This window comes from Paenibacillus sp. NPDC057886, assembly GCF_042796655.1.
Classification (GTDB): domain Bacteria; phylum Bacillota; class Bacilli; order Paenibacillales; family Paenibacillaceae; genus Paenibacillus.
Genome location: NZ_JBHVMZ010000002.1, coordinates 462100 through 480687 on the forward strand (window position 1 = coordinate 462100; position 18588 = coordinate 480687).

The 18588-nt window shown below is 49.2% G+C and carries 15 protein-coding genes and 2 pseudogenes; 4 read left to right on the top strand and 13 right to left on the bottom strand.

What is annotated here, in order from left to right:
- Positions 1-55: 55 nt before the first annotated feature.
- The 11 genes and pseudogenes from ACFVQB_RS09150 to ACFVQB_RS09200 all read right to left on the bottom strand — a co-directional run bounded on the left by ACFVQB_RS09150 (position 56) and on the right by ACFVQB_RS09200 (position 10706).
- Positions 56-862, bottom strand: coding sequence for an ABC transporter ATP-binding protein (locus ACFVQB_RS09150; protein WP_379438102.1), 807 nt, complete (start codon positions 860-862; stop codon positions 56-58).
- A gap of 38 nt (positions 863-900) precedes the next feature.
- Positions 901-1731, bottom strand: a complete 831-nt coding sequence (gene nikC / locus ACFVQB_RS09155) for a nickel ABC transporter permease subunit NikC (RefSeq protein WP_379437327.1) — start codon at positions 1729-1731, stop codon at positions 901-903.
- Positions 1728-2672: a nickel ABC transporter permease subunit NikB gene (gene nikB / locus ACFVQB_RS09160; RefSeq protein ID WP_379437330.1), complete on the bottom strand. Its 945-nt coding sequence runs from the start codon at positions 2670-2672 to the stop codon at positions 1728-1730. Before nikB ends, nikC begins: the two co-directional genes overlap by 4 nt.
- 56 nt (positions 2673-2728) lie before the next feature.
- A complete protein-coding gene (gene nikA / locus ACFVQB_RS09165; protein ID WP_379437333.1) occupies positions 2729-4366 on the bottom strand; it encodes a nickel ABC transporter substrate-binding protein in 1638 nt (545 codons plus the stop codon).
- 229 nt (positions 4367-4595) lie between these two features.
- Complete coding sequence (locus tag ACFVQB_RS09170) at positions 4596-4844, bottom strand: hypothetical protein (RefSeq protein WP_379437336.1); 249 nt, start codon at positions 4842-4844, stop codon at positions 4596-4598.
- Between the two features lie 14 nt (positions 4845-4858).
- A pseudogene (locus ACFVQB_RS09175) lies at positions 4859-5389 on the bottom strand (acetylxylan esterase); the annotation flags it as partial.
- Positions 5390-5485: 96 nt separating this feature from the next.
- Positions 5486-6427: a glycoside hydrolase family 113 gene (locus ACFVQB_RS09180; RefSeq protein WP_379438105.1), complete on the bottom strand. Its 942-nt coding sequence runs from the start codon at positions 6425-6427 to the stop codon at positions 5486-5488.
- A gap of 154 nt (positions 6428-6581) precedes the next feature.
- Positions 6582-7509 (bottom strand): annotated as a pseudogene (locus tag ACFVQB_RS09185) (glycoside hydrolase family 130 protein); the annotation flags it as partial.
- 23 nt (positions 7510-7532) lie between these two features.
- On the bottom strand, positions 7533-8372 hold the full coding sequence (locus ACFVQB_RS09190) for a carbohydrate ABC transporter permease (protein ID WP_379437339.1): 840 nt from the start codon (positions 8370-8372) through the stop codon (positions 7533-7535).
- On the bottom strand, positions 8369-9256 hold the full coding sequence (locus ACFVQB_RS09195) for a carbohydrate ABC transporter permease (protein ID WP_062323195.1): 888 nt from the start codon (positions 9254-9256) through the stop codon (positions 8369-8371). The genes ACFVQB_RS09190 and ACFVQB_RS09195 overlap by 4 nt, the downstream gene beginning before the upstream one ends.
- A 136-nt stretch (positions 9257-9392) precedes the next feature.
- Positions 9393-10706: an ABC transporter substrate-binding protein gene (locus tag ACFVQB_RS09200; RefSeq protein WP_379437344.1), complete on the bottom strand. Its 1314-nt coding sequence runs from the start codon at positions 10704-10706 to the stop codon at positions 9393-9395.
- A 222-nt stretch (positions 10707-10928) separates the two neighbouring features.
- Here ACFVQB_RS09200 and ACFVQB_RS09205 point away from each other — a divergent pair, with 222 nt between their 5' ends.
- From ACFVQB_RS09205 to ACFVQB_RS09215, 3 genes are all read left to right on the top strand, one after another.
- Positions 10929-12110 (top strand): AGE family epimerase/isomerase, encoded by a 1182-nt coding sequence (locus ACFVQB_RS09205; RefSeq protein ID WP_379437346.1) that lies wholly within the window; start codon positions 10929-10931, stop codon positions 12108-12110.
- Between the two features lie 2 nt (positions 12111-12112).
- Complete coding sequence (locus ACFVQB_RS09210; RefSeq protein ID WP_379437349.1) at positions 12113-13297, top strand: glycoside hydrolase family 130 protein; 1185 nt, start codon at positions 12113-12115, stop codon at positions 13295-13297.
- Between the two features lie 202 nt (positions 13298-13499).
- On the top strand, positions 13500-14513 hold the full coding sequence (locus ACFVQB_RS09215) for a LacI family DNA-binding transcriptional regulator (protein ID WP_379437351.1): 1014 nt from the start codon (positions 13500-13502) through the stop codon (positions 14511-14513).
- A 157-nt stretch (positions 14514-14670) separates the two neighbouring features.
- Here the strand turns inward: ACFVQB_RS09215 and ACFVQB_RS09220 are convergent, their stop codons facing one another.
- Together ACFVQB_RS09220 and ACFVQB_RS09225 are read right to left on the bottom strand one after the other, a co-directional pair.
- Positions 14671-16098 carry a pectate lyase family protein gene (locus ACFVQB_RS09220; protein ID WP_379437354.1) on the bottom strand — a complete coding sequence of 476 codons (1428 nt, stop codon included), beginning with the start codon at positions 16096-16098 and terminating at the stop codon, positions 14671-14673.
- Between the two features lie 247 nt (positions 16099-16345).
- Entirely contained in the window at positions 16346-16861 is a 516-nt protein-coding gene (locus ACFVQB_RS09225; protein ID WP_053782622.1) for a DUF2179 domain-containing protein, read from the bottom strand.
- Between the two features lie 344 nt (positions 16862-17205).
- Here ACFVQB_RS09225 and ACFVQB_RS09230 point away from each other — a divergent pair, with 344 nt between their 5' ends.
- A complete protein-coding gene (locus tag ACFVQB_RS09230; protein WP_379437357.1) occupies positions 17206-18423 on the top strand; it encodes a Glu/Leu/Phe/Val dehydrogenase family protein in 1218 nt (405 codons plus the stop codon).
- Positions 18424-18588: the final 165 nt, after the last annotated feature.

The following is an 18588-nucleotide window of genomic DNA, read 5'->3' on the forward strand; positions in this document are numbered from 1 at the left end:
AATGACGAAATCACACACCGCCCGCTTTATCTTCAGTCCATCTCAAAACAAATTATCATCGTCCCAGAGACATTCTGGGCCGGGCACCCAGCAACATCCGTGTATACTCATGCTGTGGCTGATCGAACAATTGGTGTATATCCGCCTGTTCCACAATTCGCCCCTTCTGCATGACCGCAACTTCATCCGCCATTTGCGAAATGACACCCAGATCGTGGGAGATTAGCAAAATAGATGTACCATATTCCGTGCGAAGCCGATCCAGCTCTTGAAGCACCTTAAGCTGGTTTACCACATCAAGGGCCGTGGTTGGCTCATCGGCAATGACCAAGGCAGGTCGTAGACACATGGAGATGGCAATCATTACTCGTTGCAGCATGCCTCCGCTCAGTTGGAAAGGATAACGCTTCATCAGCTTGGCGGGTTCAGGCAGGTTCATGTCTGCAAGAGCAGCAATCGCCTGTTCCCTGGCTTGTCCTTTCGACAGTCCTGTGTGTGTACGCAGGGTTTCAATGAATTGAGAGCCTATCGTATACACAGGTGTAAAAGCATTCATCGGATTTTGCATGATGAATCCGATATCCTTGCCCCGGATGCACCGCATCTCCTCGGCTGACAGCGAGCCAAGCTCCCGTCCACTCAGGCGGACGCTACCGGACACTTCCATCCTGCGCGGGTCAAGCATATGGAGCAACGCGTTACACGTGATCGTCTTGCCGCTGCCACTCTCGCCGACAAGACCGAATACACGCCCTTTTTTCAGCTCAAAATCAATGGGCTCCAGCAACGGAACTGAACCATCCGCCGTTCTAAGCTTCACTTGCAAACCCTGAACTTCCAACACCTTGGCTGTGTCAACCATCGTTCCGTTCACCCCCGTATGCATTCCCATCCGTCCAACTACCGTTTCGCAATGCCATACCGCTCGGATAATGCCTCTCCCAAGATGTTGAACGTAATCACCACCAGCAGAATCAGTACGCCCGGATAGATCATCAACTCCGGATGACTGCGAATGTACCCTGTTCCTTCATGGATCATTGCGCCCCATTCGGCATTGGGTGGTTGAATACCCAGACCCAGAAAGGACAGTGCCGATATATCCATTATCGCCCACCCCATCTCCAGTGTACCCATCACGACAATAGGACGCTGCACGTTGGGGATGATATGTTTGCGAATGATCGTCCAGGAAGATGACCCGCTAATGCGTGCCGCTGCTATGAAGTTACGCTCCTTGAGACTAACGACCATATTCCGGCAGATTCGTGCATAATACACCCACTGTACCATCATAAGTGCCAGCAGAACCTGCATTAGACCCGGGCCAAAAATGCCTACAATGCCAAGCACCAACACCAGATTCGGAAATGCCATAATGCCTTCACAGAATCGCATGAGCAGACTGTCTGCCCAGCCACCAAGATAACCGGAGATCGAACCTACAACGACCCCAATGAGTAGAGACGACAGGAAAATAAGTGCAGCAAAGCCAAGCGAAACCCTTGCTCCATAGATCAGCCTGGATAGATTATCACGGCCAAGATGGTCCGTTCCCAGCCAATGATCAAGTGATGGACTCTCCAGCTTTTGCAGCAGATTCACCTTGACAGGGTCATGGGGAGCAATCCACGGGGCCAGGAACGCTATCGCGAAGAAAAATAACACGACCACCGAGCAAATCATGATGGCTCTTTGCCCTCTGAATACTGCACGCCATTTGTTTATCAATGCTCTGCCCGTCCTTTCGCTGAAATCCGTGGGTCCATATACAACTGCACCAGATCAACGAGCAAATTGCATACGATGAACAGGCATGCCGCAAGAAAGACATAACATTGTATAACGGGAATATCCCGATTAAATATCGCATCTACAAAATAACGTCCAAATCCGGGCCAGGAAAACACCTGCTCCACAATAATGGTTCCTGTAAGCAGCTTGCCCATATTCATCCCCATCCCGGTAATGAGGGGCGATATGGCGATTTTCAGCACATGCTTCAGCATAATAACCCGCTCTCGAATTCCACGTGTTCTGGCGTACTGTACATACGTCTCCTGTAATTGGTCCAGCACGCTGGAACGCAACAACCGGGTATACACGGCAATGAGAACCAACGAAAGGGTCACCGTAGGTAGCACCAGGTTCTCCCAAGATCCACGTCCCTCCACAGGCAGCCAGTCCAGCTTAACCGAGAAAAAGAAGATGAGCAGATAACCGAGCCAGAATTGCGGGATAGACGCTCCAAAATAGGAAATCGCCCGGCTTACCATGTCAATCCAGCTATTTTTGTACACCGCTGCCAGTATCCCCAAGGGAATACTCACCAATGCAGAAAACAGCATGCTCCATAGGGCCAATTCGGCCGTAGCTGGAAGTCTTGATTTCACCTCATCCCATACGGGTTTGTTAGTGAGATAGGATGTGCCGAAATCCAACCGGGCAATCTTCTGAATCGTATGGACATATTGGGTAAACAAGGGCTGATCTAGACCGAATTCATGCCGCTTTTGCTCCAGTAACTCCGGCGTCGGATAGATGTGAGCGGCTGTTAAATAGGCCTCGGCCGGATCAACCGGTGAGATATGAATAAGCGCAAAGGTAACGAGTGTAGCGATAAAAACGATAGGAATGATCGCGATCATTCGTTTACCGATATAACTGATCACCAAACGTTCCTCCCTTTTATCAAGCTACAAGACCTTACCACTCTCGAAATGACTACTTATTGATTGCCCAATTCAATTCCTACAAACGGATTTTCATCGCGGTTCGCCGGGAAAATAAAGTTGGAAATTTTCTTCTGGTATACAGCCGTTTTCTTTATATAAGAGATCGGTACGATCGCCGATTGCTCCTGAAGTGTTCTCAGGATGGAGCCGTACAGCTCCTGGCGTTTCGTCTCGTCTGTGGATGACAGTGCTGCATGCACCTGCGCATCCAGTTCCTTTTTCATCGGCAAGGCACTCAAGGTCTCGGAAATCCCGAATCCAGGGCTCGCCACAACGTTAATGAAGGAATGTGGATCATACGGAGCACCATAGTTGTACCAGAAATACAGATCGAAATCATTGGCTTTCAAGCGTTTGATCTGAACCGTAAGTTCCAGTCCAGTGAGGTTTACTTTAACCCCAAGCTCGCTCCATTCCGCCTGAATGGTCTCAGCCATGGCTTTTTGAATCGGATCCGTTTTGTCAAAAATCATCTCAAAATCAAGCTGCTGACCGTCCTTCTCACGAACTGTGCCGCCTGCAGGCAGCTTCCAGCCCGCTTCATCCAGCAATGCTTTGGATTTCTCCACGTCATACGTGATCGGTTCCAAGTCTACATTGGTGTACGGATAGTTTTTGGACAATACCGTATCGGCTGGTTCTTCCAAACCTGAAGTGACGCCTTCAACCATCGCCTTTTTGTTAAATCCTTGCTGTAGCGCCATCCGTACTCTGACATCGGACAGCTTTGGATTGGAAGAGTTCAGCAGCAGACTGCGAGTGCCCACCGGATCAGACAATTGGGTCACATACTCATCGTTGTCACGAAGCTGTTGGAAAGCATCCAGACTGATGACACCTTCACCGTATATCAGGTCGAGATCTCCTTTTTCAAAAGCCATTACACGGGTTTCACCGTCAGGAATGATTTTGACCGTAATCTGATCCACCTTCGGTGCTGTTCCCCAGTAGTTGGGATTGCGCTTGAAGACCGCATATTCGTCCTGCTTGTATTCAGCCAGCATCCACGGGCCAGTTCCAACCGGCTCCTTGATACCTTTGGATGTATCTCCGTCATCCGGGAATCCAGCTTCACCCAGAAAGCGGAAAGGACGGACAACAGACAAGTCCTGAAGAACCGGATAATACGGCTCTGTGAGTGTCAACCGGAAGGTATGGTCGTCCACAACCTCCGTCTTGTCGAGCACACCTACAATGCCCAGCCAGCTATGTGTATCTTTATTTTTCATAACAGCATCAAAATTCTTTTTCACAATCTCAGCATTAAAGGGCGTACCATCTGAGAATTTCACACCTTGGCGAAGCTTGAATGTATATACTTTGCCGTCCTCGGAGATCGTCCATGATTCAGCCAGAGCAGGCTCCAGTTTTCCGTCTTTCTGGTAGCTAATCAGCGGCTCATAGAGCATGGATTGGGCAAACAGTTGCGAAGGATTATACGTATGCGGATTCATCGTACCAATATCACGTGGCCATGACATCGTAATCGACTTCGCGGAAGACGTTTGATCCGTGGCAGCAGATGAGGATTCCGTCCCGTTCCCTGTATTGCTGCAGCCCACGATAACCAATAGCAACAATAGCGTTGTTGCGAGCATTAGGGCAGCGGATTTTCGATGTTGTACAAACATGGATGTAGAACCCCTTTTCTCTATTTTATGATAATGATTCTCATATTCATTCATTAAGAATAGGCAGGAGCCCTCCTTTTGTCAACAAAATTCGATAGAATTACTTTTAGTTTCGGAAACACCTTTCTTAAAAGCTAAATAAGATACCCACTTGTTGAAGGAGGGTATCTTTTCCTTGATCAAAATTTCTTACTTATTAATGGATTTTTACACAATCCTCGTTTGCCACTTATTCCTTTGTCACAGCCCGAATATCATCCAAGTACAACGTGCCCGACACAGGCTTGTTTTCTTCAGCCTCATTGATATAAATGGAGAACTCCTGAATGTTCTTCGCTTTGTCCGCATTGAGCGTAGCACCAGCATTGGCGGTATCCCATGGTGCAGGCTTGAACTCGCTAAACGGAATCTCGACCCATCCCACTTCAGTTCCCGTAAGCGAAGGATATGCCTCAAATGCAACTCCACTTGCTTTCATTTGCAGCACCAACTTCTGCCTGCATCAACCTGCGGCATCGACATCAGGATGCGAACGGTCTGTACGGTATCAAGGAACACATTGCGAAAATAAAGCTTGTCGGGGTCGGGATCATCGATTCCCCGAATCATATGTCCTCGAATGGTCGTCCCCTGTATATGCAGGTTATCCTCGGATAGCCCGCCCTGTCCCCGGCAGTCCAGTGCCAGTACCGTGATACCGTGTGCAGCATAGGCGATCTTGTCAAACCAGTCACCGCTATCACACGAATAACCGTGAAACATCGCCATCGCCGGACCCCGGCCATCCGCAGATTGTGTTACGGGGCGCACCAGCTTGCCATGTACACGCGCACCCCCTACACCTGTGAAGTACAGGTGAAAACATTCCGCCAGCGGTGACTTGTATTCCGCAGGCACCAGTTCATACTCAAGCGACTGCGCATTCAGCTCTGCAAGAGCACGCTCCCAATAAGCATCGAAATCATCCGGTTTCGGGCTGCTTCCGTAGTATTCTTTTAACTGTTCCAAAGGCATATCGCCCATGCTTCTCACTCCAATCTGCTATAAATGCATAAACAGAAGAGACGCATATGAGAATATCTCCAGATTCATCATCATATGCGTCTCCTGACTTGCCTTTTAAACCTCTACCGCAATGCCTTCATAGAACCGGCGAATGACCCTCTCAGCCGGTTTACCGTAAACTCCGTATCCATCATCGTTCAGGGCATCCTGCTCCTGATTCAGATGCGCGCTCCAGTCCCACAGACCAAAGCCGCGTACCCACTCCCGCTTACTTGCATGACGGAACATGGCTTCATAGAACTGCTCCTGTTCCTCCGCGCTGACCGCACCTTCTAACCCCCAGTCGTTCGGTACCTGCGCCGATCCACTGCGGCTCGGGCAGCCCGCTTCTGCGAAGAAAAAAGGTTTGCCATAGGGTGCAATGATCTGCTCAATACGATCCAGCTGCGCTTCCCAGTCTCCGATGGGATAGTACCCGCTCGACGAGATGACGTCCACTGCATCCCACCATTTCACATGGCCTTCCTGGTACTTATCCGTGTTATAGGATATAAGCCCAGAATACACTTCACGCACACCAGCGATCACCTCGCGCCATTCCTGATCCCGGCGCTCGGACTGCACCATCTCACAGCCTACAATAAACATCTCGCATTTCTCACGCTCTGCAATGGCTGCATAGTGCTTCTGATACGCGGTATAACTGCGGAACCAGTCATGCCATTTTGGTTCACACGGCACATCGATATCAAAGAAGTTAATGTGTGCACGCCATGTGCCATCGGTGCAATTGACGGTTGGTTTCAGAATGACCTGCAGTCCGAGTGTACGGGCGTAACGCATCATATCCACCAATTCATCGTCCTCCACCATATGTTTACCCTCATATTTGACCTCTACAGCCTGCGGATGATCTTGCTGCGCCGCCAGTGCAAAAATAACATGCGAACTGCCTGTGCGTTCAGCCATCAGACGCAAGGATTCTTTCGCTTCCGGCTTGCGGAAGTCCCCCCTGCCACTCATCCAGCCAAATGTAAATCCCTTGATGTATTCCATATGCATTGCGCTGTAAAGCCCCTTCCATCTATAAAAATTTCAATTACAACTTGCCTTCCTCACGATCTCCGGCAATGACTTCGTCGGTCTCAATGACGTAGTTCACGATCTCTTCAACGGTTGTATAAGCCACTCCAACGTATGTGTCGGCTGCGCCATAGTAAATGGCGATTCGTCCTGTCTCTGCATCATGCAATGTGGCGCACGGGAAGATGACATTGTCCACAAAACCTTGCTCCTCATACCATTTTTCCGGTGTCAGCACAAAGTTCGAGGAGCGATATTTCACTTTCGACGGCTCCTCCAGATCCAGAATGACCGCACCCATGCTGTAAACAAAACCATTGCACGTTCCTGTTACACCGTGGTAAAACATTAGCCAGCCTTCGGACGTTTCGATCGGTGCTGGACCGCCACCAATTTTGACCGATTGCCACCAGCCCTGACCGCCTTTGCTCATGACATGACGGTGCTTGCCCCAGTAAACAAGATCCGGACTTTCACTTAGAAAAATATCCCCGAACGGCGTATGTCCGCTGTCGCTTGGTCTGGACAACATTACATAGTTGTCATTGATTTTGCGTGGAAACAACACGCCATTGCGGTTGAACGGCAGCATCGGATTTTCGAGAACGCACAAATGTTTTGAAATCATCCGTCTTCGCCAAGCCCAGCGCTGCACCATAGAAATCGGTACACCAAATGATGTAATACGTATCTTCTACCTTCACCAGACGCGGGTCATATGCATAGTTCGGCATGAAGGGATCGCCGTTCTCATCCACGAAGGCAATGCGTCCCTCTTCAATATTCCATTCCAGGCCATCCTCACTGGATCCCATGTGTAGGTGCGGACGTCCATTAATTGTTTCTGCGCGGAATACTCCGATGAATTTTCCTTCATAAGGAATCACTGCACTGTTGAAAATACGGGCAACTCCCTTAACCGGGTTACGCGGCACAATCGGATTGGCTGAGTGTCTCCATACCGGTCCTTCTGTTCCCTCCGGTTTATCCTCCCAAGGCATATTCGGCAATGCATTCCCAACAATGTGTACGTTTTTCGTATCAACAACTGTCATCGTTTCATTTCTCCCTTCATTTTTTATTTAACGGAGCCTTGTGCGAAGCCGTTGTAAATGTACTTCTGTAGCAGCAGGAAGATAATCATCGTTGGAATGATGGCGATCATAATACCCGCGCTGATGACCTCCCACTGTGATCCAAACGGTCCCTTGAATTTGAACAAGGCCGTGGATATAACCTGCAAGTCTGTCTTGGGCATGTACAGGAATGGCGTGTAGAAGTCGTTGTAGATGTTGACACCCTTTACGATAATGACCGTGACAATCGCCGGTTTCAGCAGTGGCAGAATAATTCTCCAATAAATCGTGAAATAGGAGGCGCCGTCCAGCATGGCGGACTCATCCAATGCATTGGAGATAGAACCCAGGAATTGCAGGAAAATATACACCGCGATGATATCTGTACCAAGGTACATGACGATGGCTGCCCATCTTGTATTGAACAGGTCGAGCGCGTTGATGATCTGGAATGTGGCGACCTGTGTAGTCACACTTGGAATGAGGGTAGCGAGCAGAAACGCGGCGACCATGATTTTCTTGCCTTTGAATTTGAACCGATCCAGCACATACGCGATCATGGAACCCGTTAAAGTGGCACCCACGATGGAGATGATCAGGATGATAATCGTATTTTTGAAACCGACCAGCATGTTGCCGTCCACAAAAGCCTTGGTATAATTCGCAAAGTTTAGCCAGTTGGCTGGTGGGGCAAGCGGACTGCTGGTCGCATATTCGGCATTGGTTTTGAGCGATGCAAACAGCACCACAACGATGGGAACCAGCGCAATGAACGCGGCGAGAATGAGTGAAGCATATTTAAATATGCTCGCAAGGGTGTATTTGAATTGGTGCACGTTCATTCCTCCCCTTTCATGGTGACACGCTGAACCAGCGTAACAAGAATGACAATAAACAGCAGCACAACAGCCATCGCTGACGCCAAGCCCAGCTTGCCGTACTTAAATGCGAGGTGAACAGTCTGGATCACAAACGTCTCACTGCCGTTGGAACCATCGGTCATAATATATGGAATATCGAACGCACTGATTGCGCCGCTAATCGCCAAAATCAGGTTGAGCTGCAGAATGCGCGTAATGCTCGGCAGGATGATATGGCGGAACTGCTGCCAGCGATTGGCCCCGTCAATATCCGACGCTTCATAAACATCCTTTTGAATGGAAGAGATCGCACCCAGGAAGATGATGAAGTTAAAGCCCATGTATCTCCATACCGATGCGCCTGCGAGCGACACGTTAATAATGTTCGGATTCCCAAGCCAGAGCTGGGTGTATTGTCCAAGCCCCACGGCCTGCATGAGTGTATCGAGGGTACCGTCCGGTTTGAAGAAAAAGAGGAAGATAAATCCGATGGCTACACCATTCAACAGATAAGGGAAGAACAATATGCCTTTGAAAAAGTTTTTGCCCCGGATTTTGAAGCTCAGAATCGTGGCAAAGTAGAGGGCCAGGCCCATTTGTACGAAAGTGGCAACAAAATAATACAAGCTGACAATAAACACTTTAAAATACTCAGGGTCACTAAATATCCGGGTGTAGTTCTCAAACCCAACATAATCGAATCTTTTGCTATATCCGTTCCAATCGGTGAAGCTGTATTTGAACATGTTAATGACAGGTAAATAAGCAAACGTGAACAGCAGTGCCAGTGGAATGATTGAGAAGGCACAGATGATAAATATGCGTTGCGCTGAGTAACCCCAATTTGAAATCTTCAAGTATTTCATGCTCTCCACACCTCCAAGCGGTTCTACCGCTTTATATCAAAAGAAGAACTCCCGTCCAGTGAGCGGTCCTTCGCAGCATGTCAGCAGTGGTCGGCCACATATCGTGCCATCGGCCGACCCATCCGCCGCAATTTGCTTATTTCGCGAGTTCCGCCCGCGCTTTCACCCATTTGTCATTCAGGTCTTTCATGATGTCATCATACGATTCGCTACGGTTACCGATGGCAGCTTCGATAATGCGTTTCTTGAAGTCAGGCTGCCAGAGGCCAATCTCGCCTTCGTTGTCGATTTTGTCAACCAGACCTTCCTGTCCTTCTTTAGCAGGAGTCAGTGTGGAGAATGTTACGTCTTTGTATTGATCCAAAATCGGTGGCAATTCCGCATTTTTGTCTGCGCTCATGCCTCCGCCTTGCTCAACCGCATAATTCGATTTCGCAAGGAACCAGTCAATCCAGGCTTTTGCAGCAGGTTTGTTCTCACTGTTCACGTTCATGCCGATGTTATAGTCTGCAGCAAGCGGAACGACTACATCGCTTGCATTCGTAGGGAATGGCAAGAATCCGATGTTATCCGGTGTATCCGTCAAACCTTGAATTTGCGTAATCGCCCATGATCCGAGCGCCATCGTAGCAATTTTGCCGTTGGCCAGATCAGCCTTGGAGCTTTCCCAGTCGGTTGTCGTTGGATCTTTCTCGATAAGGCCATTCTTGGCTGCGTCGTAAAGCACTTTGTACAGTTCGTAGTGCGGCTTGCCAGCCACAAAGTTTTCATCCGTATTCGGTTGGTCAATGTTAACGTAGTCGACACTGCCTGCAACCGTTGGCAGATCGGCTTCCCATTGTGTCAAAGCCCAGCCGGAGGCATAGTTGGTGTACAATGGCACCGCATCCGTATTGTCTTTGACCAGCTGAAGCGCAGCCTGGAATTGCTCAGGCGTTTTGGGCACTTCGGTAATGCCAGCGTCCTTAAAGACCTGTTTGTTGTAGATAATTCCAGAGAACGTGATGACTGTAGGGATACCATATACTTGGCCTTCCACCATGCGCTCTTCAATTCCTGTGTACTTCTCTTTCAACTCATCGTATGTGCCCAGCGGTTCGAAAAAGTCGGGTATGTCCGCAATTGGAACGCTGGTCGGGATCATCAGAACATCGCCATAATCTTTGGTGCTCATACGAATCTTGACTTGTCCCTCATAATCGGCCAGTGCCTGGAAGTTCACTTTGACATCCGGGTATTCCTTGTTAAACTCGGCGGCGTAATCTTTAAATACGGTATCCACAATATCTGTACGCTGCGTAAGGACGGTAATTTCACCCTTGATATCCGCAGGATCTGTGCTGATTTCCTCTCCTGCCTGTGAGGACCCACCTCCGGAAGAGCAAGCTGCGAGCAGAGAACTGATGAGCAGCATGGTGAGCAGAAGCGTCCAGCCTTTGTTTTTTCTCAATTGATTCGACCCCTTTTCTAAGTTAATTAAAGTTATCGTTAAGGTTACAAAATGAATTTTATTATGGTAACGCTTACCTGTCAATTAAATTATTTGTAACTTAACAAAAAGTTTTATTCAACGACTCGTTGACAACACTTTTATCCGACACTAATATTATTTAGTAAAGTTACCGTTAACTTAATTATGTTTGAATCCTGTACTTTGAAGGAGCGCTCACTTATGATTCACACCAATGACATCAAAACTGAAATAAAGGAACACTGGGAAGAGCGTATTTTACCGTTCTGGTCTGCCCTCAAGGATCATGACAACGGCGGCTTCTATGGCTGGGTCGGCAATAATCTGCAAGTGGATCGTCTCGCACCCAAAGGCGGCATCGCCACAGCACGGCAACTATGGTCCTTTGCTGCAGCATACCGGGTGACCGGCAATAACATCTGGCGCGATCACGCTGATCACGCGTACCAATTTCTTGTGGACCATGTACTGGATACCAAGCATGGGGGCTTGTACTGGATGGTGGATGCCAAAGGAGAACCGCTGGACACGAGTAAACATGTGTACACACAATCCTTTGGCGTATATTCACTCAGTGAGTATTATCGCGCCACCGGGGATGCATCAGCACTGGAACTGGCGAAAATGCTTTTTGCCCTCATTGAGGATCAAGGCCTGAATGCAGAATTACCTGCATACAAGGAGCAATTTGACCGCTTCTGGAATGAACAACCCAATGAAATGCTGAGCGAGAATGGCGTGATTGCGGATTACACGATGAATACGCATATTCACGTGCTGGAGGCCTACACCACGCTCTACCGAGTGTGGCCAGATCAGCAAGTGAAGACGGCGCTGGAACGCCTGCTCGGCATCTTATATGAACGGGTGTATGACAAGGACACGAAGTTTCTTGGGGTATTTTTTAACAAGGATTGGAATTCCATCATCGATCTGCGCTCATTCGGACATGACATTGAAGCCAGCTGGCTGATTGACGAAACATTGAAAGTATTGGGTCTCGATCAACACCCGGAGTATGCAGCGATGGTTACGGATATTGCCTACAACATCTCCAATGTGGCCGTACAGGCGGATGGGTCCCTGATGAATGAACAGGAGGAAGACCATGTAGATGAGACGCGCATTTGGTGGGTTCAGGCCGAGGCCATGGTGGGCTTCTACAACGCCTATGAGCGTACAGGTGATCCGTTATTTCTGGAGAGAGTGGAACGTCTGTGGACCTATACGAAGGAGCACATTATTGATCACCGCGCTGGCGGGGAATGGTACTGGTCAGTGGACGGAAGCGGCACACCGGATCAAAGCGAAATCGCCGGACCGTGGAAATGCCCCTATCACAATAGCCGCTTCTGCATTGAACTAATCGAGAGGATGGGATAACGATGATACACCCAAAATATAATGAATTACTGGAGCAACAGGAGCTGCTGCTTACACGCCAAAATGAAATCGATCCTACCTTCTACAACGGCGTATATAATCGGTACCGTTACCCTGTGATTACACGCCATCATGTACCGCTGCACTGGAGATTTGATCTGGATGAAACGACGAACCCCCACTTCATGGAGCGTCTGGGCATTAATGCTACGCTGAATCCGGGTGCCATCTATTTCAATGGCAAATACGTGATGGTCATCCGAACCGAGGGATTGGACCGCAAATCCATCTTTGCTCTGGCTGAGAGTGATAACGGCATCGACGGATTCCGCTTCACGGGCAAACCATTAGTCTGGGAAGATATCGATGCCGACGAAACCAACCAGTATGATATGCGATTGGTTCAGCATGAAGATGGCTGGATTTATGGTATCTACTGCTCGGAGCGCAAAGACCCGAAAGCTCCGGCATTCGATACATCCAGTGCAGTAGCCCAGGCCGGACTTGTTCGGACACGAGATCTGCTCAGCTGGGAGCGTCTCCCCAACATCACGACCAACTCCCCTCAACAGCGCAATGTTGTATTGCACCCCGAATTTGTAGAGGGTAAATATGCGTTCTATACACGTCCACAAGACGGATTCATCTCCACAGGCAGCGGCGGTGGGATTGCCTTTGGTCTGTGCGATGACATTCTGAATCCGGTAATTGATGAAGAGACAATCATCGACGAACGCAAATACCATACGGTGTACGAAGTGAAAAATGGACAGGGGCCCGCTCCGCTCAAAACGGATCGCGGCTGGATTCACATTGCCCACGGGGTTCGCAACACGGCAGCGGGCCTTCGCTATGTGCTGTACACGTTCGCCACGGATCTGAATGATCCGGCACGCATCATCGCCAAGCCGGGCGGGCATTTCATTGCTCCTTATGACGACGAGCGCGTAGGCGATGTGTCCAATGTTATTTTCTGCAACGGTGCAGTGGTCAACGAACAGGGTGAGGTTTTCATTTATTACGCATCCAGCGATACCCGTTGTCATGTGGCCACAACGACGCTGGATAAACTGGTCGATTACACTTTCAATACTCCGGCTGATCCGTATCGTTCCCTGGATTGCGCCAGCCAGCGTGGTGACCTGATTGAGCGGAATGAGAAGCTTTTACAAAAGCAATTGGCTTAAATTCGAACAACAGCCTTCAACGGAAATGCAGCATGCTGAAAAAATAGCGCAGAACCAATCAGAATTTCTTTATTCCATGTGGGTAACGATGTATACTAATATGGATTGTTATTATGTTTGAAGGAAGCGCTAACCATAATGACAGCACATTGTACGTAAACCGGCTTGAAGGGGGCGACCAAAGCTGAAGAACAATATCACCATGCGGGATATCGCCGACAAGCTCGGAGTTAGCAGTGTGACGGTCTCGAAAGCATTAAATGACAAAGATGGCGTCAGTGGCGAATTGAAGGAAAAAATTAAAGTGCTTGCCGTTCAGATGGGCTATCGGTATAACGCCGCAGCCCGTTCGATGAAGGAAGGCCTGACTCATAATATTGGTGTTATTATCCCGGAGCGTTTTACCGGACCTACACAATCGTTCTATGTACGTGTATTCCAGCGCATCACCAAACATCTGGAGGATCAGGGGTACTACGGTATTCTGCATATTCTGAATGTTCAGGATGAAGAGGAATTAATCCTGCCGAAGCTCTATAGTGACAACAAAGTGGATGGTTTCATTGTGCTTGGACAAGTCAGCAAAGAATATATCGAGCTAGTCCAGTCGATGGACGTTCCCAAAATGTTTCTCGATTTCTACGACGAGCATTCTGATATCGACTCTGTCGTTACCGATAACTTTTACGCTGCTTACGAGCTGACAAACGTTCTGGTTCAACAGGGACACCGCCGCATTGCTTATGTCGGCAATCTTTATTCTACAAGCAGCATTCAGGACCGATTCCTCGGTTATTACAAATCATTGCTGGAGCATCGGTTGCCGATGAATCCGAATCTTGTGCTTAATGACCGCGATGAGCGAGGTACGTTTATTGAAATCGATTTGCCAGAGCAGCTGCCTACAGCTTTTGTATGCAACTGCGATCAGGTCGCTCATCTGCTCGTTCAGAAACTGACTTCCCTGGGTATTCAGGTGCCTGCACAATGCTCTGTGGTCGGTTTCGATAATGATATCTATGCCACACTCTCCGAGCCCAAATTAACTACGGTTGAGGTCGATGTGGAACAGATGGCGCGTACTGCGGTTCATTCCATGCTCAAAAAGATTGATAACCCGAGTCGCAGCTTCGGCCGCGTACACGTGAAGGGCAATATCATTTATCGTGATTCGGTGAGTGCTGCACCTGCCCTTTCGGATGACGTGTCTAACTAAAAAGGAGCTAAGACTTCCCGTTCCACAAAAAAGAGTGCTCCCGGCCATTACGGCTGCAGGAGCACTCTTTGCTTATGAAAAAACGATGAAGTGGTCAGGAACTACTGTAGATCACGGGAACTCTCCACTCGATTCAATACCCGATTCGCATTTTTTCCTAGTAGCTCGTCTTCAGCCAGTTGTCTTTGGACCAGGTTAATTTGCCTGCACCTGCTCCGCTTGAACCGGTAAGGCGAGCATTCAGCGTCGCTGGATCATCCGTAGTGTAGCTGTAAGGAAGTGAAGAGAATCCGTTCCAGGAGAAAGCTTTCACTGCGGCCGGAACCGGGCTGAGTGGACTGCCGGATGTATCACTGTTTCCACGGAATGAGCTTCCATCCAGAGAATACATCGTGTCGGTCACCTGAATTTTGCCGGTATACGTTGCATCGGCCGGGTCCGTCTGGTTATTGCGGACCGGGAACTGTACGTCTTTGATTACCGACTTTTCGACCAGCACTGCGCCGCTTTCGGTGGAGATCGCTCCATTGCCGATAATATCAAAATGGTACCCTTTGGACGAAATCGCCGTTGCCATCGCAGAAGTGATTCTGGATTTGGCTGCACGAGCCCCTGTTGCATCCATCACAATATTATAGGCGTGCGCATTTCCTCCGCGCAGACGCGGCATCCGATCCTGAATATCCTTGTACAGGTTATGGTGCAGAGTTATGGACAGATTGGCGTTGGCTGATTCGAAGCTGGTCGAGCCAACCAGATGGCCTTTTTTCTGAGGAGACGAAATGGCAATGATATCGGCTTTGCTGAGCCCAACCGCACTGCTGCGCAGATAGTTGTACATCGGATAGGAAGCCTTGTTCGCTTCCAACTCGTTAATCTGCTGGGTAACCCAGCTGTTTGAGCTGCCGTCATCCCCTTTGAAGAGGGACCAGGAGATGGTCACACCGCTGGTTCCTTTTTTGGAGTCGACAAGCCCGTCATAGGCTTTATTGAATGTACAGTGGTCAATCCAAACGTTGCTGTTCTCTTCAAGGGTGATGTAATCCCAGTCGTTTTTGTCGTAGTCGCCTTTGGTTGATTCGTCCCATTCCCATAACTCATCGAATTCGAGGTTGCGGATAATAACGTTGGAACTACGTTTGACGCTGATGGCTCCATGCTTGATCTTGGCCCCATTGGCTGAGAAAATGGTCAGGCCATTAAAGCTGTCGATCGTCAGCTTGCTAACTCCCGTTTGTTTCAGTACAGGATGAGTCAGTGCATCATTATGCTTGGCAAAAGGAGATGTCTGGGCAGCGCTCGGAATTTCATTCCATCCCAGATTCAGGTCGTTCATAATCTCGACGACTTTGACACCGGAGTTCTTTTTCAGCGCCGCAGCCAGATCCGTTGCATTGTATACCTTCTTATACTTGGACGTATCCGACTCGCTGATGGTACCTCCACCCGTATTCCCTTGGGAGAAACCTGTAAGATTGTAGTCTGCATTACCAGCTGCCTGTACACTTGTCGGTCCAGACAGTAGGGTAAAGCCCAACGTCAGAGCCAGCGCTGCACTGCACCATGTTCGAATTTTGCTTTTCATAAAACCATTCCTCCCTAATGATATTGATTACGTCCGTCCATCTCTGCCATCCGCATGTCACGAAGGGCTTGTCCTCAATGTAAATCCTGGAAGCGATTACAACAATAATCCTTATCTCAGGTCGTTTCGTGATCTTCACATCAGCAGATAAACAACACCCGATTTAACCCGGAGCATTCCAATTTCAACTTATGGACATGAAAAAAAGCCCCAGAAGAGGCTTACTATTATCTCGAATATTCCTTATTTATCTTTTGATGGAACGTGTCCAGAACCCGCCATGGAACTGTTTGGGTTCGACGGTAATGACAAATGCTTTGGGGTCAAGCTCCAGAATCGTCTGATACAGCAGTTTCTGGTTTTTGCGTTTCGCCAAAATTTCCATAACCAGCCGATCTCCGTCACGTCCACTACCAACCCAGGCTGTGACACCGTATCCTTTATCCCGCAAAGCATTCGCTACATCCCCGCCCATCTGGTTACAAATCACCTTAACGGTAACGTAACCGAGCGCAATCTTCTCTTCGATCCAGGCACCCAGCAGTACCCCTAATCCGTAACCAACAGCATATACAATTAACGCAGATGGCTGGGTCAGATATTTGAGTACCAAATTCAGACCGAGTACGTAGATCACAATCTCGCCCATACTGATGAGCGCAGCAATATATTTCTGTCCTTTGAGCGTCAGAATCATCCGCAGTGTATAGGCAGATACATACACAATCTGGATCAAAAAGATAAATACCAATATTTTAAACAATCGCAATCCCTCTTTCCTGACTTTCACAACGGAATGGGCCGTTTGTTGCGCGCCTTTGTTCCGCTTCCTCTGCACGTCATTTACGCTTCTGTACGTTTACTCTATCTCCATCATTGGACGTTATGCGGTCATTTTAAACGGTTGAACGTAAATCGGACTACATTTCCTTGCCCACTGGCATGCCGGAACTGCCATTATAGAGCCCTTTCTGCTCATTATCAACCCGGCCTGAGACCCAGGGGCGAAAACCTGCGTGACTGAATATGCTGAACCAACAGCAGGTAGATTGAGGCGTACAGGCAAACAGATTCGTGAAACGACGGCTACCAAAAGGGGGAACTGTCATGCAGTTGTGGCACGAGATGGAGCGGGAAGGTATGGAAGAACTCATATTTTGCCATGATCCACGCAGCGGGCTTAAAGCCGTCATTGCCATTCATAGTACGGTACTGGGTCCTGCACTCGGGGGATGCCGCTGCTGGACGTATGCATCGGAAGAGGAAGCGGTTCGAGATGCAATGAAGCTCGCAAAAGGCATGACTTACAAGTCGGCAGTCTCCGGCCTGCCTTATGGCGGAGGCAAAGCTGTGATGTGGGATGTGCCAGCCGAAATGATCATCCAATCGAGCGAGGCCAGCCCAGACAACAATCTGAATTCCGGAAAAGGCAAACAGAACGTCAGACCCCATGCGAATATCATTAAAGGCAAGGATACATCGGACGGATTAGATAAGGGATTAGATAAGGCATCCAGAAGCAATCCGTTAGCTTCCCGGCGTAACGAAACGTTCCGCTCTCTGGGCCGCTATCTGGAGAGATTGAACGGACGTTATGTGACGGGCCTGGATCTGGGCACTACAGCGGCAGATATGGACCAGATCCGGCTGGAAACGGTACATGTGACGGATACGACCGGATCACTTGGCGCACAGGATGATTTTACAGCCGAGATGACCGCCTACGGTGTATACACTGGCATTGTGACATCGCTGCGTCACCAAGGCATTGACGCCTTGCAGGGCATTTCCGTTGCCGTCCAGGGACTGGGCAAGGTCGGGTATGCCCTGTGCCATTACCTGCATGCAGCCGGGGCACGGCTCATTGTGGCAGACGTTGTACCCGAACGTGTACAACGTGCCCTTGAGCAGTTCAGCTGCGCCATTTCGGCCGATCCGGCCCATATTCACGCCGCTGACTGCAAGGTGTTCGCCCCCTGTGCCCTAGGGGGCGTATTGACCCCGGCAACGGTGGAGGAGCTGCGCTGCTCCATCGTTGCCGGGGCGGCGAACAACCAGCTCAGCCACCGGGAGCTGGTTGTTCGCCGCATGCAGGCGCGCGGCATCCTGTACGCGCCTGACTATGTGCTCAACGCAGGCGGAATCATCAGCACCGCCTACGAGCTGGAAGGCGCTGGGCCCGACCTGATCCGCCAAAAGGTGGCGGGGATTGCGGGCACGCTGTCCAAGGTCTATGCGAGAGCAACGCAGTCTGCCCTCTCCACGGCAGATGCAGCCGATCAGCTGGCAGAGGCTGTCCTGCAAAACGGAACCCCCTATGCATAACATACCGATTTTGCGTATTTACTAGCGGCTCGTTAAATATTCCAAAATCGAGATCACTGTTACACTTCACCATATCATTTTCTCCATAGTTAAAATTCATCGCATCACGTAAAGAATTTAAAACAAGTAAAAAAGCCAATCCAGGTCATCAAGAAACCGGATTGG

What these genes read in the sequence shown, in the direction of transcription:
- ACFVQB_RS09150 (WP_379438102.1), bottom strand. Translation starts at nt 862, where the DNA reads ATGGTTGACACAGCCAAGGTGTTGGAAGTTCAGGGTTTGCAAGTGAAG.
- nikA (WP_379437333.1), bottom strand. Translation starts at nt 4,366, where the DNA reads ATGTTTGTACAACATCGAAAATCCGCTGCCCTAATGCTCGCAACAACG.
- ACFVQB_RS09170 (WP_379437336.1), bottom strand. Translation starts at nt 4,844, where the DNA reads ATGAAAGCAAGTGGAGTTGCATTTGAGGCATATCCTTCGCTTACGGGA.
- ACFVQB_RS09180 (WP_379438105.1), bottom strand. Translation starts at nt 6,427, where the DNA reads ATGGAATACATCAAGGGATTTACATTTGGCTGGATGAGTGGCAGGGGG.
- ACFVQB_RS09190 (WP_379437339.1), bottom strand. Translation starts at nt 8,372, where the DNA reads ATGAACGTGCACCAATTCAAATACACCCTTGCGAGCATATTTAAATAT.
- ACFVQB_RS09195 (WP_062323195.1), bottom strand. Translation starts at nt 9,256, where the DNA reads ATGAAATACTTGAAGATTTCAAATTGGGGTTACTCAGCGCAACGCATA.
- ACFVQB_RS09205 (WP_379437346.1), top strand. Translation starts at nt 10,929, where the DNA reads ATGATTCACACCAATGACATCAAAACTGAAATAAAGGAACACTGGGAA.
- ACFVQB_RS09210 (WP_379437349.1), top strand. Translation starts at nt 12,113, where the DNA reads ATGATACACCCAAAATATAATGAATTACTGGAGCAACAGGAGCTGCTG.
- ACFVQB_RS09215 (WP_379437351.1), top strand. Translation starts at nt 13,500, where the DNA reads ATGCGGGATATCGCCGACAAGCTCGGAGTTAGCAGTGTGACGGTCTCG.
- ACFVQB_RS09220 (WP_379437354.1), bottom strand. Translation starts at nt 16,098, where the DNA reads ATGAAAAGCAAAATTCGAACATGGTGCAGTGCAGCGCTGGCTCTGACG.
- ACFVQB_RS09230 (WP_379437357.1), top strand. Translation starts at nt 17,206, where the DNA reads ATGCAGTTGTGGCACGAGATGGAGCGGGAAGGTATGGAAGAACTCATA.